The organism is Brumimicrobium aurantiacum, assembly GCF_003402975.1.
In the GTDB taxonomy this organism is placed as follows: domain Bacteria; phylum Bacteroidota; class Bacteroidia; order Flavobacteriales_D; family Crocinitomicaceae; genus Brumimicrobium; species Brumimicrobium aurantiacum.
Map to the genome: position 1 here is coordinate 46127 of NZ_QURB01000005.1, position 23312 is coordinate 69438.

General features: G+C 33.4%; 23 protein-coding genes. 5 read left to right on the top strand and 18 right to left on the bottom strand.

The window, feature by feature from the left end; genetic code table 11:
• Positions 1-34 precede the first annotated feature (34 nt).
• The 7 genes from DXU93_RS08915 to gcvH all read right to left on the bottom strand — a co-directional run bounded on the left by DXU93_RS08915 (position 35) and on the right by gcvH (position 6214).
• A complete protein-coding gene (locus DXU93_RS08915) occupies positions 35-1537 on the bottom strand; it encodes a hypothetical protein (RefSeq protein ID WP_116880938.1) in 1503 nt (500 codons plus the stop codon).
• Positions 1537-3099, bottom strand: a complete 1563-nt coding sequence (locus tag DXU93_RS08920) for a hypothetical protein (RefSeq protein ID WP_123776095.1) — start codon at positions 3097-3099, stop codon at positions 1537-1539. Before DXU93_RS08920 ends, DXU93_RS08915 begins: the two co-directional genes overlap by 1 nt.
• Positions 3100-3106: 7 nt before the next feature.
• Positions 3107-3925 (bottom strand): 3'(2'),5'-bisphosphate nucleotidase CysQ family protein, encoded by an 819-nt coding sequence (locus DXU93_RS08925; protein WP_116880940.1) that lies wholly within the window; start codon positions 3923-3925, stop codon positions 3107-3109.
• Positions 3918-4649 carry a deoxyribose-phosphate aldolase gene (gene deoC / locus DXU93_RS08930; RefSeq protein ID WP_116880941.1) on the bottom strand — a complete coding sequence of 244 codons (732 nt, stop codon included), beginning with the start codon at positions 4647-4649 and terminating at the stop codon, positions 3918-3920. Before deoC ends, DXU93_RS08925 begins: the two co-directional genes overlap by 8 nt.
• Positions 4650-4741: 92 nt before the next feature.
• The gene (locus DXU93_RS08935; RefSeq protein ID WP_116880942.1) at positions 4742-5410 is read right to left on the bottom strand and encodes an energy transducer TonB; all 669 of its coding nucleotides are present in this window, start codon (positions 5408-5410) and stop codon (positions 4742-4744) included.
• Positions 5411-5452: 42 nt separating this feature from the next.
• On the bottom strand, positions 5453-5830 hold the full coding sequence (locus DXU93_RS15195) for a VanZ family protein (protein WP_123776096.1): 378 nt from the start codon (positions 5828-5830) through the stop codon (positions 5453-5455).
• A 3-nt stretch (positions 5831-5833) separates the two neighbouring features.
• Positions 5834-6214, bottom strand: coding sequence for a glycine cleavage system protein GcvH (gene gcvH / locus DXU93_RS08945; protein WP_116880944.1), 381 nt, complete (start codon positions 6212-6214; stop codon positions 5834-5836).
• 339 nt (positions 6215-6553) lie between these two features.
• On the opposite strand from gcvH, the gene prfB reads away from it, so the two are divergent.
• The 3 genes from prfB (at position 6554) to DXU93_RS08960 (ending at position 9536) form a co-directional block, all read left to right on the top strand.
• Positions 6554-7639 (top strand): peptide chain release factor 2, encoded by a 1086-nt coding sequence (prfB, locus tag DXU93_RS08950; RefSeq protein WP_116880945.1) that lies wholly within the window; start codon positions 6554-6556, stop codon positions 7637-7639.
• A gap of 71 nt (positions 7640-7710) precedes the next feature.
• Positions 7711-8685, top strand: a complete 975-nt coding sequence (locus DXU93_RS08955) for a hypothetical protein (RefSeq protein WP_116880946.1) — start codon at positions 7711-7713, stop codon at positions 8683-8685.
• Between the two features lie 188 nt (positions 8686-8873).
• Positions 8874-9536, top strand: a complete 663-nt coding sequence (locus DXU93_RS08960) for an SCO family protein (protein WP_116880947.1) — start codon at positions 8874-8876, stop codon at positions 9534-9536.
• 64 nt (positions 9537-9600) lie between these two features.
• On the opposite strand, the gene DXU93_RS15040 is transcribed toward DXU93_RS08960, so the two are convergent.
• Positions 9601-9741, bottom strand: a complete 141-nt coding sequence (locus DXU93_RS15040; protein WP_165851372.1) for a hypothetical protein — start codon at positions 9739-9741, stop codon at positions 9601-9603.
• Between the two features lie 132 nt (positions 9742-9873).
• Here DXU93_RS15040 and DXU93_RS08965 point away from each other — a divergent pair, with 132 nt between their 5' ends.
• Positions 9874-11565 (top strand): BamA/TamA family outer membrane protein, encoded by a 1692-nt coding sequence (locus DXU93_RS08965; protein ID WP_123776097.1) that lies wholly within the window; start codon positions 9874-9876, stop codon positions 11563-11565.
• 52 nt (positions 11566-11617) lie between these two features.
• Here DXU93_RS08965 and DXU93_RS08970 read toward each other — a convergent pair whose 3' ends face one another.
• The 6 genes from DXU93_RS08970 to DXU93_RS08995 all read right to left on the bottom strand — a co-directional run bounded on the left by DXU93_RS08970 (position 11618) and on the right by DXU93_RS08995 (position 16650).
• On the bottom strand, positions 11618-12709 hold the full coding sequence (locus tag DXU93_RS08970; protein WP_165851373.1) for a BamA/TamA family outer membrane protein: 1092 nt from the start codon (positions 12707-12709) through the stop codon (positions 11618-11620).
• Positions 12710-12787: 78 nt separating this feature from the next.
• The gene (locus tag DXU93_RS08975) at positions 12788-13735 is read right to left on the bottom strand and encodes an alpha/beta fold hydrolase (RefSeq protein WP_116880950.1); all 948 of its coding nucleotides are present in this window, start codon (positions 13733-13735) and stop codon (positions 12788-12790) included.
• Positions 13736-13972: 237 nt separating this feature from the next.
• Positions 13973-14830 (bottom strand): DUF5694 domain-containing protein, encoded by an 858-nt coding sequence (locus DXU93_RS08980; protein WP_240623445.1) that lies wholly within the window; start codon positions 14828-14830, stop codon positions 13973-13975.
• Positions 14831-15084: 254 nt separating this feature from the next.
• Positions 15085-15486 (bottom strand): hypothetical protein, encoded by a 402-nt coding sequence (locus DXU93_RS08985; protein WP_116880951.1) that lies wholly within the window; start codon positions 15484-15486, stop codon positions 15085-15087.
• Positions 15487-15489: 3 nt separating this feature from the next.
• Positions 15490-16020 carry a YceI family protein gene (locus tag DXU93_RS08990; protein ID WP_116880952.1) on the bottom strand — a complete coding sequence of 177 codons (531 nt, stop codon included), beginning with the start codon at positions 16018-16020 and terminating at the stop codon, positions 15490-15492.
• Between the two features lie 90 nt (positions 16021-16110).
• Positions 16111-16650: a Crp/Fnr family transcriptional regulator gene (locus DXU93_RS08995; RefSeq protein WP_116880953.1), complete on the bottom strand. Its 540-nt coding sequence runs from the start codon at positions 16648-16650 to the stop codon at positions 16111-16113.
• A gap of 710 nt (positions 16651-17360) precedes the next feature.
• Here DXU93_RS08995 and DXU93_RS09000 point away from each other — a divergent pair.
• The gene (locus tag DXU93_RS09000) at positions 17361-19889 is read left to right on the top strand and encodes a WG repeat-containing protein (RefSeq protein WP_116880954.1); all 2529 of its coding nucleotides are present in this window, start codon (positions 17361-17363) and stop codon (positions 19887-19889) included.
• Positions 19890-20243: 354 nt separating this feature from the next.
• On the opposite strand, the gene DXU93_RS09005 is transcribed toward DXU93_RS09000, so the two are convergent.
• The 4 genes from DXU93_RS09005 to DXU93_RS09020 all read right to left on the bottom strand — a co-directional run bounded on the left by DXU93_RS09005 (position 20244) and on the right by DXU93_RS09020 (position 23170).
• Positions 20244-20489: a HipA N-terminal domain-containing protein gene (locus DXU93_RS09005; RefSeq protein WP_116880955.1), complete on the bottom strand. Its 246-nt coding sequence runs from the start codon at positions 20487-20489 to the stop codon at positions 20244-20246.
• Positions 20476-20688: a helix-turn-helix transcriptional regulator gene (locus tag DXU93_RS09010; protein WP_116880956.1), complete on the bottom strand. Its 213-nt coding sequence runs from the start codon at positions 20686-20688 to the stop codon at positions 20476-20478. Before DXU93_RS09010 ends, DXU93_RS09005 begins: the two co-directional genes overlap by 14 nt.
• 258 nt (positions 20689-20946) lie before the next feature.
• Positions 20947-21969, bottom strand: coding sequence for a HEPN domain-containing protein (locus DXU93_RS09015; protein WP_116880957.1), 1023 nt, complete (start codon positions 21967-21969; stop codon positions 20947-20949).
• Positions 21962-23170, bottom strand: a complete 1209-nt coding sequence (locus DXU93_RS09020; protein ID WP_116880958.1) for a DUF262 domain-containing protein — start codon at positions 23168-23170, stop codon at positions 21962-21964. Before DXU93_RS09020 ends, DXU93_RS09015 begins: the two co-directional genes overlap by 8 nt.
• Positions 23171-23312 lie beyond the last annotated feature (142 nt).

The window sequence follows — 23312 nt, forward strand, 5'->3', positions numbered from 1 at the left end:
AAATGCAATAAACACCAAATTCTTTGTCTTTTTATTAGAAAGTAAATGAGCGATCATTCCATAAACTCGTTCTAATGCCACCGAAAACCATGAAATGAGTATCGTAATTTGGACCTAAGCTATTATTCAATTCTATACCTGGTCGAATAAACGCGTCTATCATGAGTTGTTCAGATATGCGATAGCTTCCTTCTAAAGAAAGATTGAAGCGGTTCACCTGTCCATCTCCTCCAATTCTAAATCCATATTCATAAGGATAATGATCGTAAGGTTGGTAAACGTCAGCGCCATAAGAAACCGAATCATTACTATTTGCTCCTCCTTGTTGAACAAAGAAAAAGCGTCCAGTTAATGTAAAATTCGAATTGAAATGCATACTTGCTTCAGAATAAACTTCTACAAAATTGGAACTCAACGGATGTGCCAATGGTTTTCCTTGGTTTCCATAATTTGTTGATAAACCAAGATGAGAATACATAAATGGTCTGGCAAAATTCAATTCTGTTTGCCACCTCAACTGACCTTTTGCTAATTCTTTCTTCCCTTTAAATCCGATTTGTCCACTGTACTTATTAGCCCACCAACGGGTCCTATTGATCAATTCATTCAATACAAAATCATCAATAGCCAACTGACCATAAATCATTATTCGGTCAAATTGATAACTTGTATTTAACCCAATTAAAAGTCGATCTTGAGAACCTAAACTGTATTCAGTTGGACGATAAAAGAGAAAAGGATTCAAATAGGCCGCTTCATATCCACGGTTCAACAAAGTGTCTTTGGGAGCAAAAACTACAGATTCAAATACTCCAATCTGAAAACGGTCTGAAGCTTTATAATTGAAGAAATGTGTTGATGCAAACTTGCGGGTCAAATCTTCATTTGGTCCTTCCTTAAAAAATTGATAAATATTCGTTACTTCGATTTTCCAAATCTTCGTCGTCAATTGTACAAAAGGATAAGGCGCTGTATAATCTCCGAGTAGCATTGAACGCACACCTTGACCAATAAAATGCTGATCAATTCCAGCTTGAATATTGATGAAAGAATAAGGCGTAAAACTCATTCTAAACCTCGGCTGTAATCCGTAGGTCATTGCTCCATCCTGCGTATTTAAGAAGTCTGTTCGGTAAATACTTGAATAATCTAAATCGCTTCCTTCTCTTTGGTAGGCGTTTCCCGTTAAAATTAATCTTGCGTAAAATTTATCTGAGAGTTGCGTTGTGATTCCAAAACCTGCACCTGCATTTAACGAATAGGTATTTTCCTTAACCATTTTATAGGAACCTAGCACATTAAGAACAGGAAAGACATTAAAATAATTGTTTTTGTATTTTTCCTTTTTTGAAAACCAAGGCAATCGATACCCCGGTTGGTAGGGACTAGAAATATTTGGTAAGACAGGACTTACGCCTAAGGCATTACTTTCGTAAAATGCATCATAATTCAAGTAATTTACTTCCGAATTAATTTCTTCCTGGGCAATGTAAAAAGTACATTGAAAAAGCAGCGCTATGACAAGTAGGTTTTTCATTAGAAATCAAAATATTGGTTAGTTAATGCAGTACGAATTCCTAGTGAGATTACGCCATAGTTTACATTATGAACAATCGATTCTGAAACACTAGTTCTGTAATTTAATTCTACAAAGGCACGTAACCTTGTTGCGGGATTTAACTCATATCCAATCTGAACACTTGTATTCATCACCTCAACACTTTCTTGTGTTAGCTCAGCATTCTTGGTGTAAAACAGCATTGTTTTATCTTCCATAGCTTGATTTGCGTTGTAGTACACGATTTTACCATCAATAAAGAAACCTTTTACAAGGTAATTTGCACGGACGATTAATTCTTGAAAGCCATTACCCAAAGTATGCGCGAGTGGCAAGTTAAAATGAGTATAAGAAATTCTTTCATTGTCGGCAGCATATAAGCGAGAAGTTGCCATATTGGCCTCAACTTGGAAATTTAAATCTTGAATTTCAAAGATATTTCCATTGCGGTAACCAAGTTGCAAACCATATTCTTTTTGCTCAAAATCATCACTCATTGCCTGTCCATAGAGCATGTGGTTTTTATGAAATTGCCAAGCAAAATTAATTCCCACCAAATTTTTCATATCTACATTTTCCGTACCATTTGCAATAGTGTTTACACCTATCACAGGTTGATAAAAATAAGGACTCACCCTTTGACTTGTATGGGCATAGTCTCTCGCATAAACTGTAGATTCAAAAAGACCAATCACCAATGAAGGTGTAGGAGAATAGCTCAAATAATGCAAGCCAATTCCTTTTCTTTCATAAGGCGCCTCAACCATCGTTGTATTTTCCTTTCTGATGAGATTTAATTGTTTCCCTCGCATTAAAGTATAGGTCAAACCATCAATTATTTCCCAATCTATTGTTAAGTTGGTGTAATTATGAGAATTGTCCGACATCAACATTGAACGGTATCCCCAACCATAAAATCGAGGTGCATTTCCATATTGAATCGTCAATTGATCAATGGGTTTTAAACGAATATAACTTACAGAAGAAGCATAATCATAACCTGTATTTTTAAACGGCTTTGTTCTTCCACCACCAGGAATAACAGCATTTTGTGGCGCAAAAGCTTGAGGGTACAACTCTCCTCTGTCGCTAAAATACTCACTTTGATACCTTACAAAACGCGCTTGATTTTCGTAAAAAGCAGTGTAAAATGAAAGCTTATCATTGAGGTGGCCAAAGGCTTGTGCTCCTCTTGTATTTTGAAACAAATAATCGTTACTATTTTGAAGGGCCTCTTTACCAATAGAAGTATTCAGTAATGGGTCAATGGCCAAAAAGAAATCAGATCCGGATTTTTGAACGAGATGTTCATGAAACAGTTTTCGAGTGATCCATCTTTTTGTGGTGTCTTTTTCAGGCAAATTAAGCTTAGCTTCGGTATAAGAAATAGGAAAAAATCCATTTCCTACAACAGCATTATTTGCATTAGAAAAAATAGCTTTGTCTTTTGCGATTGATGAACTAGGAATCAGTATTTCCTGGGTCCAGACATAGCTAGACAAAATCGTAAAAAGGCCGAGGGTAAATTTAGTCAGTTTCAAATTCGTGTTATTGAAAAAATTCCATAGATAGTTGCATACTTGCTTTCGATGCAACAAAATAAGGATTTTTAAGTTCTTTCTTATTATAGACAAGAGATTTTCCTGTTTTCACATCAATTACTTCCCCTCCGATAGCTTCGTAAATAGCATGACCTGCGGCTATGTCCCATTCCATTGTGGGAGCAAAACGAGGATAAACATCAGCTGTTCCTTTCACCAAATCAAAAAATTTAAGGGCAGAACCCATTCCTGTAGAAATGAAGGCTCCATAATTTTGCTCGATGTATTGTGCTAGTTTGAGTAAATTCCCAGAATAATGACTACGTGAAGCAATAATATGAATAGGCGAATTCACCTTAGGAAGTTGTTCTAACTTCTTCCATTTTGATGGATCTAATGCATCTTCATAACTGGTTTGAAATGCACCAGATGCTTTATTTCCAAGAATAATTTGTCGATTTACCGGAGAAGCGATCAAGCCAAAGGCTGGTTTACCTTTTGTAATATGTGCGATATTAATCACAAACTCGCCATTTTTCTTTATAAACTCTTTGGTTCCATCAAGTGGATCTACACACCAATTCTCCTCCCATTGCGAACGGATCTCGAATGGTTCTTTTTCAATTTCCTCTCCAGTGATTGGAATATCCGTTGTTTTAAGGTGTTTGGCAATAATCTTGGAAGAACTCAAGTCAGCTTTTGTAACCGGACTTCCATCTTCTTTTATAATCTTTTCAAATTCATCATTGTAGATTTCCATAATCGCTTCAGAAGATTCCAAAGCGGCAAGAATCGCTACTTGATATTTTTGAAATAGTTTAGTCATTGATTAAATTGCTTACGAGTGAACTCGCTCCGATTCTTAAATATTCTGGTGTTATAAAGGATAATCCCAAGTGTTTTTCAACGCAATTAAGGTATTCTATTGCATCGTCATAACTTCTAACTCCACCACTAATTTTTAATCCAACCAGACCTTGCTCTTTATTTTCTGCGATAACTTTTGCCATTACTTCAACTGCTTCGATTGTTGCTCCTGGAAACTCCTTTCCTGTTGAAGTTTTGATAAAATCTGCACCACCTTCAATTGCCAATTCACTCGCTTTTCGAATGCGCTCTGGAGATTTTAAATAACCTGTTTCTAAAATCACCTTCAGTTGTTTATTCGGCATCAAAGCCTTAAATGCTTTAACTTCAGAAATGACAGCATCGTAGTTTCCATCGTCGAACTCACCAAGATTTAAAACAATATCAATTTCATCCGCTCCATGGTTTAGTGCAAGCTGACATTCTTTGAGTTTTGTAGATAAATCACCTTGCGAATTTGGAAAATTCCCAGCGACAACAGCCAATTGAATTGAAGATGATTTTAATTTTTTTGCAGCGAGTTCTGTAAAATTTGGAAATAAACAGATTGCTGCGACTTGAAAACCTTGCTTTTGATATTCCAAGGCGGTATCTAAAAATGAAGTTACGCTATTCTTCGAATCAAAAGAATTCAAAGAGGTTAAGTCAACCAATCCACAAATTTGTTTTTTTGTCCAAGTCATAAATAAAGATATTATGGCACAATTTACGAAATATCGTTTACAAAAAAAGCCTATCCGAGGATAGACTTTAATATTATTGTAGTCAATAAATTTTACTGAAGCGTAAAGTTAATTGGAATACGACATCTTGTTCTTACAGGCTCTCCATTCGCTTCACCTGGCGCCCATTTTGGCATTTGGCGAACTACACGACGAGCTTCAGCATCAATTTCTCTTGACACACCTCTAAGGATTTTTACTTGTGTAATTGAACCGTCTTTATCTACAACGAATTCAAGGAACACTTTACCTTGATCACCCATTTCCATGGCAACCTCAGGATATTTTACATTTTCTGCAAGGAATTTTTTCATTGCTGCCATTCCTCCTGGGAATCCAGCTTCCTTATCTGGATAATCCACAATAGGAGCTTCTGGTTCTGGCTCTTCTTCAGGCTCGATGTCAATTGGTGGAGTTTCCACAACAATTGGCTCATCTTTATCCTCATTTTTCTTTACCTCTATTTCTTCTGATGGTGGTGGAGTTATTTCCGGTTCTTCAACTTCTTGCACAACCGGCTCTTCTTTTGGCTCCTCTACTACTTCTAATTCTTCAGGAATTTCCGCTCTTTCACGTGCTTCATTTTGATCAGAAACAATCGCTACCTCTTCCTTAAATGAAAAAGACAAGGTTACAAGACTTCCAACAATAAAGAATCCTAAAAAGATTAGTGGCAATCTTAATTTCTCGTTATCTACCTGTGGATTTTTCTTACTTTCCATAACTTTAATTTTTTAATTTTAACTACAATTATAATACCAAACTTATTTGTAGGAATTATAATAGATAATTTTGAAAATCAGTATCCCAAAAATACAACCTATTCCATTAGCAATCAAATCTAAAACTTCAAAACCTCTTGTAGGAAGAAATTCTTCTTGAATTAATTCGATAGCAAAACTCAAAAGCATTGTTCCAATCACGGTGATATGAAAAGCTCGTCTCCGAACACCGATGTAAATATTTTGTCTTTTAAGTCCAATCACCCAAAATAGACTCATCAAAGAGTACATAATAAAGTGGGCAACCTTATCAACATTCCTAAACTGCACTTCGTCTATACTAACGCTTGAGCTAGGAACGACGCTTAATGTTATGACTAAAGCCGTCCAAATTAAGCTAGGAAGTATAAATCGTAACACGACTTACTTTCCAATCAATTCTTTATAGTCTGCACTACTCAATAAGTCATCCAAACCATCCTTGTCTGAAACTTTGACTTTAATCATCCAACCTTCACCATAAGGATCAGAATTTACAAGCTCCGGATTAGACTCTAATTCTTCGTTGAATTGAATTACTTCTCCAGCAACTGGCATAAATAAATCCGAAACAGTTTTTACTGCCTCAACAGATCCAAAAACTTCCTCACGGTCAAGCTCTTCCCCTTCAGTCTCTACTTCAACAAAAACGATGTCACCTAGCTCACTTTGAGCGAAATCTGTAACACCAATTGTTACAACATCATCTTCAATTAAACACCATTCGTGGTCTTTTGTATATTTTAAATTTTCAGGAATGTTCATAGTTTCTCAATTTTGGATTCAAAAGTAAAATTTTTATGTGAAAATACTTTAGTTTTCTTGAAAATATTGCGTTTCATTTATTGAAGCAGAATTAAGCCCCTACTATTTAAGCACATCACTATTCTGAATTGCCTCATAACCATGACTCACTTCAACTTATGATGACTTTTTACATTGCTTTATTTGGATAAATTCCGCTTTTATTTCGGTTATATATACAGCTCAAAATTTCGTTATTTTTTCAATTTTTGAAGAAATACAGGGTATAAACATCAGTTTAAGCTGCTAAAATTGTATAAAATAGACCTAAAATACTTCCAAAATTTTACTTTTGTGATCATGGTAAATAGCGACCAAATAAAAGACCTTAAAGAACGAATCGAAAACTTGTTCACCTACTTGTCGATCGATGAGAAAAAAAGAGCAATTCATGAAAATGAATTAGCAGCTCAAGATCCAACTTTTTGGGATGATCCTAAAAAAGCGGAAATTTTATTGAAGAAAAATCGTCAACTAAAATTCTGGGTTGAATCTACGGAATCCTTAACTCAAGGAACTGAGGACTTAGAAGTTTTGATAGAATTCTTCAATGACGGTGCAGGTTCTGAATCAGAAATCAATGAATTGTACGAAAAAATCATTGGTGATTTAGAAAATTTGGAACTCAAAAACATGCTTTCTGGAGAAGAAGACAACTTGAATGCTGTTTTACAAATTACGGCTGGTGCTGGAGGAACAGAAAGTTGTGATTGGGCCAACATGTTATTGCGTATGTATTTAATGTGGGGGGAGAAAAACGGATACAAATTAAAAGAACTCAATTATCAGGAAGGTGATGTTGCTGGAATCAAAACAGTAACTATTGAGTTTGATGGAGATTTTGCTTTTGGTTATTTAAAAGGTGAAAATGGTGTTCACAGATTGGTGAGGATTTCACCTTTCGATTCTAATGCGAAACGACACACTTCATTTGCTTCCGTTTATGTTTATCCATTAGTAGATGATTCGATAGAAATTAATATCAATCCGGCAGACATCACATTTGAGACTTTCCGTTCAGGAGGTAAAGGTGGTCAGAATGTAAATAAGGTAGAAACAGCAGTTCGATTGAGGCACGAACCTTCAGGAATTGTCATCGAAAATTCTGAATCAAGATCTCAACTTGGCAACAAGGAAAAGGCAATGCAATTATTAAAATCGCAATTGTACGAGCTTGAGCTGCGTAAAAGAATGGAAAAACGTCAAGAAATCGAATCTGAAAAGAAGAATATTGAATGGGGCTCTCAAATCAGAAATTATGTAATGCACCCTTACAAACTGATTAAGGATGTAAGAACAGGTCATGAAACAGGAAATGTAGATGCCGTAATGGACGGAGATTTAAACGAGTTCTTGAAGGCCTACCTCATGGAATTCGGTTCTTAATAAATCATAAACTCTTGAAAGTTATATTATTATTTCATATTTTGTAAAAATCAATTATTAAATCAAGTAAAATGTCTGAAGAAACAAACGAAACAAACGCACCAAACAAATCGAACTCAGGAGTATGGATCTTGATCACTATAATTGCTTTATTGGCAACAGGTGTTCTTGGATGGATGTATTCTAAGGAATCAAAATCATATAAAAACTGTCAAACGGCAAATGCACAGCTTGAAAAAGAAATGAAATCGATGAACGAAGCCTTATCAGGTTACATTGATGGTGCTACAATGGATTTGAAGAATGACTTTCAACAAATGTTATCGACATATGATAAATTGATTGAAAAGGATGCTTCTAAATCAGATAGTTTACAAGCGCAAAAAGACAGTATCAACATGTTATTAGAACAATTAAAAGATACGAAAAACCGCAGTTATTATGAGATTGGACAATTGAAAAAACGTAACGAAAGATTACGTGAAATCATGAACCGATACTTAATCACAATTGATTCATTGAACACATTAAACATTGATTTATCTACGCGATTAGACAAGACAAGTTCAGAGTTAAATTTAACACAATCAGAACGTGACTCTTTAAGAAAACAAAATGATCAAAACGCTGAATTATTAACTAAAGGTGCAAAATTGAATGCCTTTAACTTCAAGAGTGAAGGATTGCGTTACCAAACTTTTGGAGGAAGTACAAAAGATGTAAACAGAGCTTCTAGAACAGAAATCCTATCGAGTACCTTCACCATTGGAGAGAATAAAATTGCACGAACTGGAAACAAGACCATCTACATGCAGATTACAGATCCAAATGGTCAAGTAATCTTCAAACGACCAAGTGATGTTACTCAAATTGCAGGTAGTGAAATTTTATACACTGGAAAACGAGAAATCAACTATCAAGGTCAGTTAATAGATATGACGATCGTATACAATCTTGAAGGAAGAGAAGTTGCAAGCGGAAATTATGTTGTAAAGATATTTGCTGACGGAGCATTGATCGGAAAAGATACATTTACACTGAAATAAGCAATTCAAAAAAAATAAATACGAAGGTCAAAGTTTAAACGCTTTGACCTTTTTTTATGGATTAAAATTACGTTCTCCACGCTTTAAATTACCTTCATAATAATGAAGACATATACATCCTAAATAAAACGTTAAATAGCTATTAAAGGATAGAAAAATCAATATTTTTGTAAGAAAAAACAGGGATTATGCGCGTTCTTCTTACGTTTATCATTTTAGTTATCGGGATTTTCACAGCTTATTACATGACAAAGTCATCCATGGAGCAAAAACAACTTCCAGTTATTCAACCGCGTGATGTAAATTCAGAAATGGTTGACCCGGAGATGGTTGACTTAGGAATTGGACATAGAATCAAAGATTTCTCTTTTAAAAATCAGAATGGAAAGGATATTCAACTGAAAGATGTGAAAGGAAAAGTGTTTGTAGCAGAGTATTTTTTCACCACTTGTTTAACAATCTGTCCTATCATGACTGAAGAGATGATGCGTGTTCAAGACCGATTTAGAGGAGAAGAAGATGTGAAAATTTTGAGTTTCACTGTTAATCCGGAGGTAGATACTGTAGAAGCAATGAAGGCTTATGCAGAAAAGCACAATGCGGAAGATGGTCAATGGCACTTTTTAACTGGATCAAAGGAAAATCTTTATAAACTAGCAAGAAATTCATTTTTTGTACTTAAGCCCGCTGAAGCTAAAAACTTGGGTGACGCCGGATCTGATTTTATTCATACCAACAATTTTGTATTAGTAGACCAAGAATTAAGGATCAGAGGATATTACGATGGAACAAGCAGTGAAGAGATTGATATTTTGATGGAAGACATTGAATTATTGCGCAAAGAAAAATAGGTGCAAAATTAATTACACCTATTTAATATCTTAAATCCGATAGCAATCGGACAAATCGCTCTTTTTAGTGCTGAGCTAAGTCATTTTGCTCTGTTTGTGTTTCAACATCACTGTATGCATCACATTTGGCTTTAGAAGAGCCACATGAAGAAGCGATTGAAACGATAAACAGACCAACGAAAGCCAAGGGAATCAATTTTTTCATAGCTTGTAAATTTATTTTATTCATATTATTTGTAAATATAGAGAGAAAAGAACAACTTAAAGAATATTCTTAGGTTTGATTTCATAAACTTGTAAAGAATAAAGCGTTAATAAGTACGTTAACAACTGTCGAATGATAAGAATACTATTCATACTAGGAGTTTTAATTTCCTTTCCATCATGGGGACAGAAATCTTATTATTTGTCATTTAATTCGCAAGAAGCCTCTCCTTTTCAACCGAAAAAAGAAATTTACCTAGACAGTAAAGAAGAAGTTTTTGAATATCTTAAAAAAACAAGAAGCAAGCATATTCGAAAAGGATATGTATTGGCTTCTATTGATTCTGTTCATTTTGAAGAAAACACTGCTGTGATCCATTACTATCGTGGAAGTAAATTTGAAAAAATAAAGATTGCACATAAAGATGAAGATGCTTACCTCATCAGTAAGGTACCAAGAATGAATGAGCGTATGATCGCCAAACTTCCTTTTGAACCTGAATTAGTTGAAGATCTTTTGAATGGACTAAGTGACCATTTGAACAACAACGGTTATCCATTTTCGAAAGTTTACCTTGAGGTAGAACACATTTCACCAGAAATTTCTGTTGCTCAACTTCACATTGAAAAAGGTCCTGAAGTAAAATTCACAGAAATATTTATCAAAGGAAAATCTAAAGTCGATGATCGCTATATCGAAAATGCGATTTCAATTTCAGAAGGAGATGACTATAATGCTGAGTTATTGAAAAACATCTCTAATAAAATTGAACAAATTCAGTTCATCAAAGAGATTCGACCGTATGAAATATTATTTACCCAAAAAGGTGCACAATTGTATTTATACTTGGAGAGTGTTCCGGTAAGTTTAATCAACGGTGTTGTTGGAATTCAACCTGATCCTGTTACTGAAAAAACTGTCGTTACGGGTGATATTAGATTAAAACTCTTGAATATTTTAAAACGAGGAGAAGAATTGGATATTAACTGGAAAAGTCTTCAACCACAAACACAAGAACTCGATTTATCCTTTAGTTATCCATTCTTATTCAACACCCCTTTCGGAATAGAAACGAACTTCGACCTTTATAAGTTAGACAGTACTTTCTTAAGTACAAATGTCAACCTCGGAATTCGCTATTTCTTAACTGGCGGAAGCTACATTAAGGTCTTTTATGAGGCCAACAACTCCAACTTACTATCGGGTGCTTCTTCAATTCCCAACAGTAACTTATCTTCAGCTTCCAATAATAGCTACGGACTAGGTTTATACCGAAATAGCGTTGATTATCTGCCTAATCCTTCCAAAGGACTTCGAATGTCTGTAGATGCCTCTGCGGGAAGAAGGAAAAGTAGACCTACTCAAGAAGACAGCACGACAATTTCAACGACATTTAGGGCGAATTTAAATTTAGAGGTCTTTTTCCCAATTGCCCAGCGCCATGTTATCCGATTGGCCAACAATACGCAAAGCTACTACGCACCAGAAATCTACCAGAATGAAGTTTATCGATTTGGTGGACTGAACACTCAACGTGGATTTAATGAGGAAGTTCTATTGGCAACGACCCTCACAACTTTCACGGCCGAATACCGTTTTTTAGTCGATCGGAAATCACATGCATTTGCCTTTTTTGATCAATCTTTTTATGAAAACAACTCAAATGATTATGTTAATGACCAACCCTTTGGATTTGGTGCTGGTTTCAGTTTTGGAACCAACTTGGGAATTTTCTCTATTTCTTATGCCTTAGGGAAGCAATTTGACAATCCGATTGAGTTTAGGAATGGAAAGGTGCATTTTGGATATGTGACTTATTTCTGATGCTGTAGGAATTAAGCCTAAAGCCTACTACTTATAGCTTATAGCGAAAAACCTAAAACGCCTCTCCGATTGTAAAGTAAAAACCGGTAGTTAAATCACTCGAAACACCGAAGTCTAGTCGGGCATTGATTTTTCTTTCTTCATCTATTTTAATTCTCAACCCTAATCCTGCGGTAGTACGAATATACTTCCATTGCATGTGATCCAATTGATCTGCAACAATAGCATTTCCCGCAAAAGCGACCATTCCAAGTCGACCATAAACGGGTGTTCTATACTCTGCTTGCCATCCTATTTTTTGTTTATCCATCCAGTAGCCATCATAGTAGCCACGCATTTGACTGTTTCCACCTATACTTGAAAGGTGATAAAAAGGAGCATCTCCATAGATGAATCGTCCATAAACATTTGCAGCAATAACTCTGTCTTTTTTCAAATCAAAATAGCGAATAACATCGATTGTGGTGAGGTCATAAGTGAAGTCACTTCCTACCCAATTGCCAAATCGTTCGTAGCTCGCACGGATAGAGTATCCCGTTGTAGGATAGAAATTATGATTTCTGGTATCGTATTTAATTCCCAAGCCTAATCCACTAATGATCCCTCCTTGACTTCCTGTAATCGTATTTTGAATCAACTGTCCTCCTTCTGCCCTTTTCACAATGTCAAAATCGTCAAAAGTGTAATGAATACCAGCATAAAAAGAAGAAAACAATTCGTAGTATCCTTTGAAACGGATGCGGGGATAATTGACAGAATATTGTTCGACATTTCTTGGCGTATTTCCTATTCCATAAAAATTGTAGAAGTAGCGGTAATAACCAAATTCACCATTAAAAACGAGCTTATTTTCCAACAACCACAAATCGTAAGATGCATAAGTAAGCACTTGTTTTTCGAGGGTGTAAGCAGCACCAACATTAATTTGAGAAGGTCGTAAAATGGTGTCATTAGGATTGGTCTTAAAACTAAAGAATCCAGCACCTCCAAACCCTAATCGCGTCTCTGGACCGTAAAACAAGATAGGAATTGCTACGATTCTAGGTTTATAGACTAATGCATCTGATTCGTTTTGTTCTTGCGCTTCCACTTGACGAGGCACAACAAGAAGCAATAACACAATTAAAATTAAATAGGTTCTCAAATTGCTATTTTTGATGTAAATGTACGAAATCTTAAAGTGCCAGAAAGGTGTTTTTTATTTGCGTAATGATTATTTAGATCAATTATCACCCTTTAAAAAAGTCACCATTTTTTCATTCACAGTTTCAGATTGATCAATAGATAAAAAATGTCCTGCGTTTTGAATAATTTCGCCTTTACCATGAGATAGTTCGATGGCCTTTTCAATCGTACTTTCATTATTCAGCATATCTTCATCACCAATTAAAACTAAAACAGGCATTTTTAGAGACATTAATTCTTCATTAGAGAACGGTCGCATACTCGACATGAATTTGTTTTTGGGAGCTATTTCTAATCCCAATTTATATTGTTTAATGTAGGTATCGCTAATTAAATCTGAATTGCTAGACATACTCTCTAAATTTTGCTCAATTCGTTTTTCCTCGGATGAAAATATCATGGCAATATTTTTAAATAAATCCTTACTCGGTTTAATCCAAGTGAAGGTTTGAGCAGGACTTAATAATATCAGGCTTTTTATATTTTTTTTATTATTCAAGGCTAGTTTAGTGGCCAACCATCCACCTTTAGAAGCGCCAATTAAGTGATAGTTTTCTAACTCCAAAGCCAAAATAACATCTTCATACCAATCATTAACTTCTTCAATACTTTCAATATCATGATTTAAATGAGATTTTCCAGGCTCTAAAATAAAGTCAATTGCAAATACGCGATGATCTTCGCTTAGCGACTCAATATTAGGATACCACATCGTTGAACTGGCATTCATACCATGAAGTAAAACAACTGGATCTGCTTTTTTTGGACCACTTACAATTACGTGAGCAATTCCGTACGTAGTTGGAATGTATAATTCTTCAAAAGACGAACTCCATAGCTTTAATGTTTCGTTGTATGCATTATAGTAAGCCTCCTTTGAATTAGATGCTTTTGAAATGTACTCTGGTGTTTTTTTATATTTATCGTACTTACCTGAACAACTCATAAACAAGAAAAAAAGAGGTATGAATAATAATAGTCTCATGGATGTGATTAATTCATTTATTATAAAGAAATAAACTTGAACTTAACACTCAAATATAACTTAAACAAATTGAACAAACTCGATTTGAAGAAATATTACACCTCATTTTCAAAAGAATAAATGAAATTTTGCTAAAACGAACGGTGTTTTAAAACCGTTTAAACAGCTGGGAAGTTAAAACGCTTGGTATGAGTTTAGCTTTTACAAATGGAACCTGTTTTGAACTGGACTTATATTCTATTTTAAATATTCTAAGGTGTTGACCATCTCAAATTTTGGACTTCTTTTCATAAACTCTCTTAAAAAGGCAGTATGAGCAGTCCCCATGAGTATAAATACCCTGTCGTCTTTTGTCATAGGAATTCTGTTCAAATTGGAAAATATTTTCATATTTCTGTGGTAAAAGATCGCTGCATTATCCGCGCCTTCAAATCCATCATTTATTCCTACATAGAGTAATTTATCAGCATTAGTGTTTATTGAGTAATCAAGATGATTGGGCTCATTTATTAATTTTAATTTTTCAAGTAAAGAGAGTGTTTCATATTTCGCTTCTCTTTTAGCAAGTTCAGGAAATTCTTTAAATGGCTCGTTTGTAAGTTGTAAATAGGTCTTGGAATCAATAGCGTTTTCAAGATCTGGACTGTTTTCAATAAAATCCCCAACACTATAATTATAACCCATATGATTGTCTATTCCATATATTTTCTTTACATTATTTAATCTTCCAACCTCAAAGCCGATCATACTACTTTCTCCATAATTTGTATTCAGTTCATCAGGGTTTTCTAAGAAATCTTGATACGCTTTATTAATCTCATCGTTATATTTGGGCAAGTTCTCGATACAAATAATTGTAGGTTTAAATTGAGCTAACATTTTAGAAATCTCTCGGATTTCTTTTTGTGATTCTTTACTATGTTCATCGAATTCTGTTTTGTTAGCGTCAGGAGTATACCCAAAGTGAAATGTTCCAAAGTTTAATACTTTTATTTTATCACTTTTATGTTCAGTTGACTTGTCGACTTTTAATTGATTATCCGGTGTATTACAACTAAAAAGTAAAACGGTGAATAGTAAGTAGATTTGCTTCATGATCGGTTATCTTAATTAAATTGGCTATAAAGATTCTGTGTACAAATTCCACTCAAATATAACTTTTACAAGTTGAACAAACTCGATTTATACGAAAATTAATTCTTCATTTCGAAAGAATAAGTAAGGTTAATTTTAAGATTTTGTTGAAAAATCATCATTGATTATACAACTATTGAGATATAAAAAAACGCGACCTAAAACGTATATTCAGACCGCGTATAAACAGATGTAAAACTATAATTGAATCTATTCTAATCATAAGCTTCTTTTGCTTTTTGGAAGAATGGAGCTAATCCGAAGAATGCCATCGCTGGGAAGAAGTGCATTGGAATAACCAGCCCTGGGAACATTTCTGGAAACTCAACTTCTAAAGGGAGGCTCATTGCCATTACAGGTACAATACTCAAAAATGAAAGCACCATAATGAGGATGTTCAACACACCGTAAAGATTTGGCTTTTTAACTTTATCGAGAATGATGTATCCTACACCCATCAGCACACTTCCAATGATTGATGAAAATACGATTGCAACTTCATCTATGACTGCAGTGAAGTCAAGGAAATAGAATTCCGAATAGATGTTAAAAAAGATGATACCTGCCACAGATGCTAAGATTCCAGCAACTCCTCCGTGAATTAAATGCTTTTTCATGGTCTATTTTGTTAATGGAATTGTTACATCCAACGAAATTTTGTCAGAAACTTTTTTCGACATTCCTTTCATTGTTCCTACTTTAAAATCTAAACGCTGCACAGAGAATTTAGATTTGATGGTGTTATCACTGAACGAAAAAGGAATCGTCATTTCTTTGGAAACACCGTGAATTGTCATTATCCCCTTTACTTTCATTTGATTCTCCTCTTTAAATACTTCAGAAGAGTTAAAGGTAATTGTAGGATACTTCTCTGCATCGAACCACTTGTCACTTACTGCGTGCTTGTTTTTCATTCCATTTCCGGTATTGATGGAATTTACATCTATCGTGAAAGATAATTTCGATGCTGAAAGATCATTTTGGTCCAAGATTACATCACCTTCTAAGGTTTTGAATACACCTTCAACTTCAGTTCCTGAAAATTTAACGGAATGTTTATCCGAAACTTTCCAGTTGATTGTGCTCGCAATTGTGAAGGCAGAAAAAAGAATTAATGCTCCTGCTAAAAATAAATAATTGATTGTTTTCATGACTTTGTTTTTATTAAAATTAATTGATGCAACAAAAGTCGGGACATTTTAAAGCCTGTGCATTAACCTAAATTAAGAAATCAAAAAAAGCTATTTATTTCTGCTCATGTTACCTCGAATTTTACTGAGGGCCTCAGGGGTGATGCCAAGATAGGAGGCTATCATTTTTTGAGGGAGACGGTTGGGCAGTTGTGGATATGTTTCTAAAAAGTGCAAATAACGTTCTTTTGCGGAAGCGCTCATCATTAAAATAATTCTACGCTGCATCACGGCCACTCTTTTCAATAACGGCTTAATTACATCTTGAAAATCCATTTTCTTGAAATAATCAGCCATTAGCGCTTCGCGATCTAGAGGTACAACAATAGAGGGCTCAATACTCTCAATATACAACAAAGCTGGTTCATTAAATTCGATGGACTCGACATCCGTAATGATCCAACCTTCTGAAGCAAACATAAAATTGTGTTCCCTGCCTTTTTCATCAATCGTGTAAGCACGTAGGAGACCTTCTTTAACATAAAAAGTCTTTATAGATTTATCGCCAGCATGCTGGATTATTTCACCCTTTTTGTAAGACTTTGTTGGGGTGCTATCGGTAATTTCAAATATTTCAGCGAAATTGTTCATATCATATATTCATTTATGCTCAGGTAAGGGTAAGTTTTTGAATAATCCATTTTCTAGGCTACCTCTATTTGTTAATGCTCAAAACTTTCAGGACTCTTGATAATGGTTCTTGTATTTGTCCCCAACAGGAGTCTGCGCACCCCCCCCCCTATTTCTCTCAAATATAACTTTTACAAGCTTAATAAACTCGATTTGAAGGAAGATTATTTATTGATTTTAAGAGAAAGGATAAGGTTTATTTTTGTGGAAAGGTGTTTAAAAACCGATTGAATAGCTAGGAAGTTGGGATACTTGGTATGAGTTTATCTTTTACAAAAAAAAAACTTAGTTAATTTGCCAATGCTATTATTTTCGAGCTAAGAATTCTTTCGCAGTCAAAATAGGAATTTTTGAGTTTTTAAGGTCTTTTTTACATTTAGGGAAATATCATAGTTTACTACAAACATTTAGATAAACGTACTGTGTCTAGCCAATCCTTCCCATCAAATATAACCATATTCTTATTTGAAAAGCCAAGGAATTCAAGCATTTTCAATGGCTTATATGGGAGATTCAAGACAACGGAATTATTAAGCGAATGTACTAATCGCATAACTATTGATTTATAATATTGCTACAAAAAAACTTCACAAGTTATTGATTAGAAGCATGTGCGAATGTTAAATCCATAAAATATGCATAATTTTAGGACCTAAATTAAAATTCTTAGCATGCATAAATTCATAGGCTCATTATTCTTTATTTTTATTTGTATTATTTCGTTTGGACAAGAGGTAAAATATAAAGGTTACATTGATTGGAATTCTAAAAATCAGTTTTGGGGACTGATCAAATTTGAAGAAGGAAAAGAGTCTGATACTGTTCTTAGAGATGTTTTTGAATACATCGATATTCGCAAGAACTCCATTGTCACTATTGAGCATTTAAATAAAAAAACGCAACAAGTTGCCACAAACATTAATATATATGATTACGATTTAAACTTATTAAAAAAATTCTCCGGTAAGCATGAGTATTATTACCACCAGATTTATATAAAGAAAGGAAATAAGACGAGTGTTTATGATGTTGACGCTAATAACTATATTTTAAAGGATGTTGTGAACGTTCAAAAAATTGATAATGTTGGATTTATCAGCAATCATAAACAAGAAGCCATTCTATACGATTTGGATGGAAACATTTTAGTAAGAACTCAAGGTAAAGGAAGCTTTGAATTTGATAAAGAGTACAACTGGTTTGTTTTAAAGAGAAATAAGGAATATGATATTTATTCACAAAACGGAAAGCCAATTGCAGCAAACGTAAAAAAGGTTACGCTTATTGAAAACAATAAAGAATTCAACTACAACAATCCCAATAACAATCTATTAATCAGTTTAACTCACGCTAATCTCACAGAAACAATTCTATTAAACACAGTTCACCAAGAAAAAGATGGCTATGGAAATTTACCTTATGATAACACTACCTTATCTTACCGTGTATTAATTAAGAAATTTCCAGGGACGTTTATTAAACAAACTAATCACTATGATAAACTTATTGTCAAAAAAGGAGAGGTTATGATGTTGGTAGACTCGAGTGGTAAGCAAATATTCAAAGAAAGCTTTCAAAAAATATATCCACAATCTTCTGACACAAAAGATGTTTATTTAGTAAAAAATAATGACCAATATCACTTCTTTTCTGGGAATAATAACCTCGTCACAAATAAAGATTCTATTGAATATTTTGACGAAGTAAAAGTGGTTGATGGAAATTACAATACTTACATGTACTTAATGAGACAAAAAGGTGTTGAAAAATACTATTTATACAATTCATCTGGTAAAAGATTAATTGAAAATCCAATTGAAGATGCCTTTTTTGGAGAAGAGAACCTTTTTCTAATAGCAAAGAATAATGGAATGTTTGCCTTTTCAGGTTTTGGTGATAGATTCACTTCATTTAAATATACGGGATACAATACCATCAATTATTTTGATTATGCTTTGGTGGAAGTTTTAGAAGGTGACAAAGCTAGTTTGTTTGTCTCAGACTTGGATTCTGTTATTCTTGCAGAATATAATTTCTCTCGAATCAAAGGAATTGAGGGAGATTCCGATATGATAAGTAAAACAGTAAGAGCTTTTAAAAAAGGATCTAACGAATTTGTGTTAGTTAGTATATTATTTTACAATTACGAAAACGATATTCAACTTCCATTCAAGATCATGGAAAACATCAGTTTTGAAGACTACATTTTTGATGCTAATCTCGTTGAAGAATATTTCTATGAATATGCTCCCTTGCTCGTGAAAAGTAATAGTAAATGGGGAATTATCAATATGAATACATGGAAAATGATTCTAAACCCAGAGTACGACAAATTAATATATAACGATTATAAATCATTGAATAAAGGTAGTATTGTGCTCAAAAAGGAGGGGAAATACGGACTGTTTAACATGTCGGGAAACCTTTCAATTTTTTCTAATAAAACAGTCAACAAAGATTCTTTAGGAAATGAAGATCGTGGCGTTTTAGAGCCAATATTTGAAGAAATCGAATTTCTTGATGAAGAATTTATGGTGACTAAAAAGGATGGCTTGTACGGGATTTGTTCATTAAGTTCAAACACAGTATGGTTCAATACTATTTTAAAAGATAAACCAAATAATATATATGAACTTATTGATTTGGATGATATTATCAATGCTCCTAACGCAGTAGTAGAAGGAAAAGAAATGCAGTGCTATTCTCAGTATGGTACAGTAACATGTTACGACAAGATTTACGCACCGGAATGGGGAAAGGAAGAGCAAATCAGAATAGCGCATAAAGAAGACTCCTTATTTGTGCTGAATTACTATGGGGGGATAATAGTGAAAGGAATATTTGAAAATATAAGAAGACATCCGAACCAAGATTACTGGATTACCAAAACAAATGGTAAATGGGGAATAAGGGGATATGACCTATCAGAAATCATAATTGAAGAAAAATATGATGAATTAATTAGTCAGAATGATGATAATGTAGATTTTCTTATGGCTCGCATAAATAAAAAGTATGGTGTAATACAAGGAGGTAAAGAAGTTATTCCTGTAGAATTCGATGAAGTAAAATTTGATGAGGATTATATATTTTTTCGAAAGGAAAAATTATGGGGTGGTAAAAAAGTATGGGGAGGAAAATCAATTCCCGCAGAACAATCATCAATTGATTCTGTGCGAGAGATACTTGAAAATCAATAATAGAATTTAAGGTATTTAAATTAAAGTGCTAATCTAATAGCTTGCCGAAATGGCTCCATTGAGCGTGCCGAAATGGGCTCTATTGAGCGTGCCGAAATGATGGACAACTTATAACGCAGCAACCTCACAACCGTAGGGCGTAAAACCACCAATTTACCCTTTAAAAACAGAAAAACTCGATGGTTTACAGTATTTGCAGCCTAAAAACACATGAATAGTGAGAATGAAACTTAAGAAATTCTAGAGCGGTTTTGGGTAAAAAGAACAGCTATTGTCAAAATCAATACTTAAAAACGCATTATCTCAGCAAATCAGAAGCTTAAAAGTGTTTCTGTTTGACAAAACAGCTTGTTTTTAAAAATAGAAAGTCCAATTTTTTTGAGCGATATCTAATAACCAGCCCTCTGGGATTAATCCGTCAAAAAAAGGGAACATCGTTTTGCTTTCGAATGCTTTGTCTGCAAGCGGTAAGGTTAAACTAACAGGTTCGGCTTCTTTTAATTTTAGATAAGATTGGTCATATAAAAAATGAAATCCATTTTCATCTTCTGTAAGTATTCCTGCCATTTCATCATACATATATACTTTAGCTTTCTTCATCTCTTTCTGATTGTATTGGACCCAGTTCATGGCCAAATAATGATAATATTTGATTCACTTTATCCATTTGCAAACTTTGTTTTCCTTGTTCAAGGTCTCTTACAAACCTCAGTCCTACACCAGCTTTGAATGACAAATCTTCTTGAGTTAACCCAAGATGTTTTCTTCTTTTTTTTACAAATTTGCTTAGTTTGTTCATCTCATCTATACCTTTTCGGGTATAATTTAACTAGTTACAACGGTTGGGGCTATAAGTAGTGCGTGGGTTAGCACTTAACTTTGCAAGTACACAACAAACTGAAAATCCAATTTTCAGAAGTACAATCACACCTTTTGGTATTGAATCTCCATAGTTTTTTTAGGCTTCGAAACCGCCACCAAAGGCTGAGTTCAACACCAAGCATGATGAATTCAACTTACTTGACCTCATTGATGCTTAATTGTTAGGGTTAGTTTTTTATTCAGTTATTAATTTAAAATTCATCGTGTTTTTAATTTTTTTGTCAACTAAGATTCCAATGTCAATATTGTCATTTTTCTCTGTATTTTCAATACTTATATTGTTATGTTGAATATCTTTAATATTTGCTAAAAAAACATTTGGTAAATGATTTTCTGATTTTACTAATATTTTGGAATTCTTGTCAATTTTTTTGCCCTTAGTATTAAAACACAATATTTCTTTATTAAAAATGCTAATTACTTCAATTTCATTATTATTAGATTCAAATATTTTCGATAAATAGTTGTCGTTTATTAATTCAAATAATGATGTGGCAAAAATTTTCATAAAATCGATATACTCAAATAGAATCGATTTATTAATCAATTGAACATTGTTTACTCCGTGTGCAATGTCATTTCTTAAGTCGCAAATATGTTCAAGAATTGGAAATACAATGCTGTTTTTTTTGGATGCAAAATCAGAAACATTAATTGTTAGAAAACCTTTTAATGGCTCATATTGTCTAATTAAACTTGATATGTTTTTAATACCTATTTCAGAAAAATAGATATCAATAACTGTAATTCTAAAGTTTGCGTTATGGTTTTTAAAAGCATCAATATTAATAACTGAAGAATTTTCATTTATATTTTTATGTAAAATTTCAATTAATTTTTCAGGTTTAACATTTTTATTTTTCCGATAATCTAACTGCTTAATAATTTCTAAAGTTTTATTCAAATTATTTTTTTGAATTTCTTCTGGAAGTAAATTATAACTTGTGACAATTGAACAAATCTCATTTAAGTATTTTACAAAAAGTTGTTCTACGAAATGTTCATATGCACCATAAATTGAGATGATATGAGAGTTAAAATCGAATTGCTTAATTTTTGATATCGTTAATGATTTTAAAACAGAGTCAGGTTTTAATTTTTCAATTTTAGATTGATTTTTATAACTCGAATTCTGAAAATCTATATATAATTTAAGCAAATCCATTTCCTTTTGGAAATCACTTAAAATACTATGCATTGATAAAACTATTTAGATATTCATTTAGAACTTTAATTCTTTCTAATACTTTAGTTTTATTAGTATCACGACCTTTAAATGAATCATACTGTGATTTATGAAAATCTGCTAATCCAGTAATGATTTCTCTTTTTTTAGCTAAAATCTCAGCTTTTTTATCTAAATTATTAGCTAATACTTGCATCATTGGGTCATACAATATTTTAGTAGGTCTTTCGTAGTGAAACCATTTGTCCTCTCTGCTTCTATGAAGCCAAAAAGCCTTTTCATCGAATAATTCAAATGCAAACTTTATGGTATCATTGAATAAATCTTTTAAATTATTTAAGACATCTTCATTAAATTGTTCATTGCCCTTTTTTAAGAATTCATCTAAAAAATATTCCATTGTGTTCCCTTGCCATTGGTCAATTTGACGATAAGCAAAAAATCTAAGAACGAGTTCAGCATCAGACATATCTTTAAAGTATTTGTCTTCAATGACTTCTTGTCTAGCTTGTCCTGTTGCTATTTCTGTTTCGTCAGGTTCTGGAATATTCCATAATTTGCAGAAATATTTGTTACGTGAAAGACTTATTGTCAAGTTGTTTAATCCACCTGGAAATAGGGCATTCCTTATTTCTTGAGCTTTTAGTTTTTCTCCACCACTATTAATTCTTTCGAAAACTAATTGTTTTAATCTGTTTGCTTCAGATTCAGATTTTGCAGTTTCTTGCAGTAATATTATTGACGATATGTATCTTCTGTCAATTCCTTTTCTTATTTGTTCAGGTAATTGAGAGTATTTTAAACCATTTAATTCTTTCCACTCGACCAAATCTTGTAATGCAAATTTGTCTTCGTAAAACTGAGATATTGCAGTAAGTCTTTGAAGGCCATCCATCACTTCGTAAACAGAATATTCTCTTTCATAAAGGAAGATTGGTGGAATCGGCACATTCATTATAAACGATTCTATTAGCTTCGATTTTCTAGTTCCATCCCATCTATGTCTTCTTTGAAATTCTGGATTCAGAATATAATCTTCACTATTCACCATATTTACAATGGTGTTTAGTGGATAACGAGCTTGTTCAGTTATAATTCGTACTTCACCTTTTTTATACTTTTCATTAATTTGCTCATTGGTTAATTTTATTTCATTTCCAGTAGCTTCTTGAAATAAATCAACTTTTTCATTTTCGTATAATTCGTTATTCATATTCTGTTATTTTATTGAATTTTGGTCGTTCTGTTCAAATTGCACACAACGGCAGTCTGTCTCAAAACCACCAATTTACCCTATAAAAGTAGAAAAAATTGACGATTTACAGCGTTTTCAACTTAACAATAAATGAATTGTG

Coding starts and splice junctions, on each gene's coding strand:
- DXU93_RS08915 (WP_116880938.1), bottom strand. CDS start 1,537: ATGAAAAACCTACTTGTCATAGCGCTGCTTTTTCAATGTACTTTTTAC.
- DXU93_RS08925 (WP_116880940.1), bottom strand. CDS start 3,925: ATGACTAAACTATTTCAAAAATATCAAGTAGCGATTCTTGCCGCTTTG.
- deoC (WP_116880941.1), bottom strand. CDS start 4,649: ATGACTTGGACAAAAAAACAAATTTGTGGATTGGTTGACTTAACCTCT.
- DXU93_RS08935 (WP_116880942.1), bottom strand. CDS start 5,410: ATGGAAAGTAAGAAAAATCCACAGGTAGATAACGAGAAATTAAGATTG.
- gcvH (WP_116880944.1), bottom strand. CDS start 6,214: ATGAACATTCCTGAAAATTTAAAATATACAAAAGACCACGAATGGTGT.
- prfB (WP_116880945.1), top strand. CDS start 6,554: ATGGTAAATAGCGACCAAATAAAAGACCTTAAAGAACGAATCGAAAAC.
- DXU93_RS08955 (WP_116880946.1), top strand. CDS start 7,711: ATGTCTGAAGAAACAAACGAAACAAACGCACCAAACAAATCGAACTCA.
- DXU93_RS08960 (WP_116880947.1), top strand. CDS start 8,874: ATGCGCGTTCTTCTTACGTTTATCATTTTAGTTATCGGGATTTTCACA.
- DXU93_RS15040 (WP_165851372.1), bottom strand. CDS start 9,741: ATGAAAAAATTGATTCCCTTGGCTTTCGTTGGTCTGTTTATCGTTTCA.
- DXU93_RS08965 (WP_123776097.1), top strand. CDS start 9,874: ATGATAAGAATACTATTCATACTAGGAGTTTTAATTTCCTTTCCATCA.
- DXU93_RS08975 (WP_116880950.1), bottom strand. CDS start 13,735: ATGAGACTATTATTATTCATACCTCTTTTTTTCTTGTTTATGAGTTGT.
- DXU93_RS08980 (WP_240623445.1), bottom strand. CDS start 14,830: ATGAAGCAAATCTACTTACTATTCACCGTTTTACTTTTTAGTTGTAAT.
- DXU93_RS08985 (WP_116880951.1), bottom strand. CDS start 15,486: ATGAAAAAGCATTTAATTCACGGAGGAGTTGCTGGAATCTTAGCATCT.
- DXU93_RS08990 (WP_116880952.1), bottom strand. CDS start 16,020: ATGAAAACAATCAATTATTTATTTTTAGCAGGAGCATTAATTCTTTTT.
- DXU93_RS08995 (WP_116880953.1), bottom strand. CDS start 16,650: ATGAACAATTTCGCTGAAATATTTGAAATTACCGATAGCACCCCAACA.
- DXU93_RS09000 (WP_116880954.1), top strand. CDS start 17,361: ATGCATAAATTCATAGGCTCATTATTCTTTATTTTTATTTGTATTATT.
- DXU93_RS09005 (WP_116880955.1), bottom strand. CDS start 20,489: ATGAAGAAAGCTAAAGTATATATGTATGATGAAATGGCAGGAATACTT.
- DXU93_RS09010 (WP_116880956.1), bottom strand. CDS start 20,688: ATGAACAAACTAAGCAAATTTGTAAAAAAAAGAAGAAAACATCTTGGG.
- DXU93_RS09015 (WP_116880957.1), bottom strand. CDS start 21,969: ATGCATAGTATTTTAAGTGATTTCCAAAAGGAAATGGATTTGCTTAAA.
- DXU93_RS09020 (WP_116880958.1), bottom strand. CDS start 23,170: ATGAATAACGAATTATACGAAAATGAAAAAGTTGATTTATTTCAAGAA.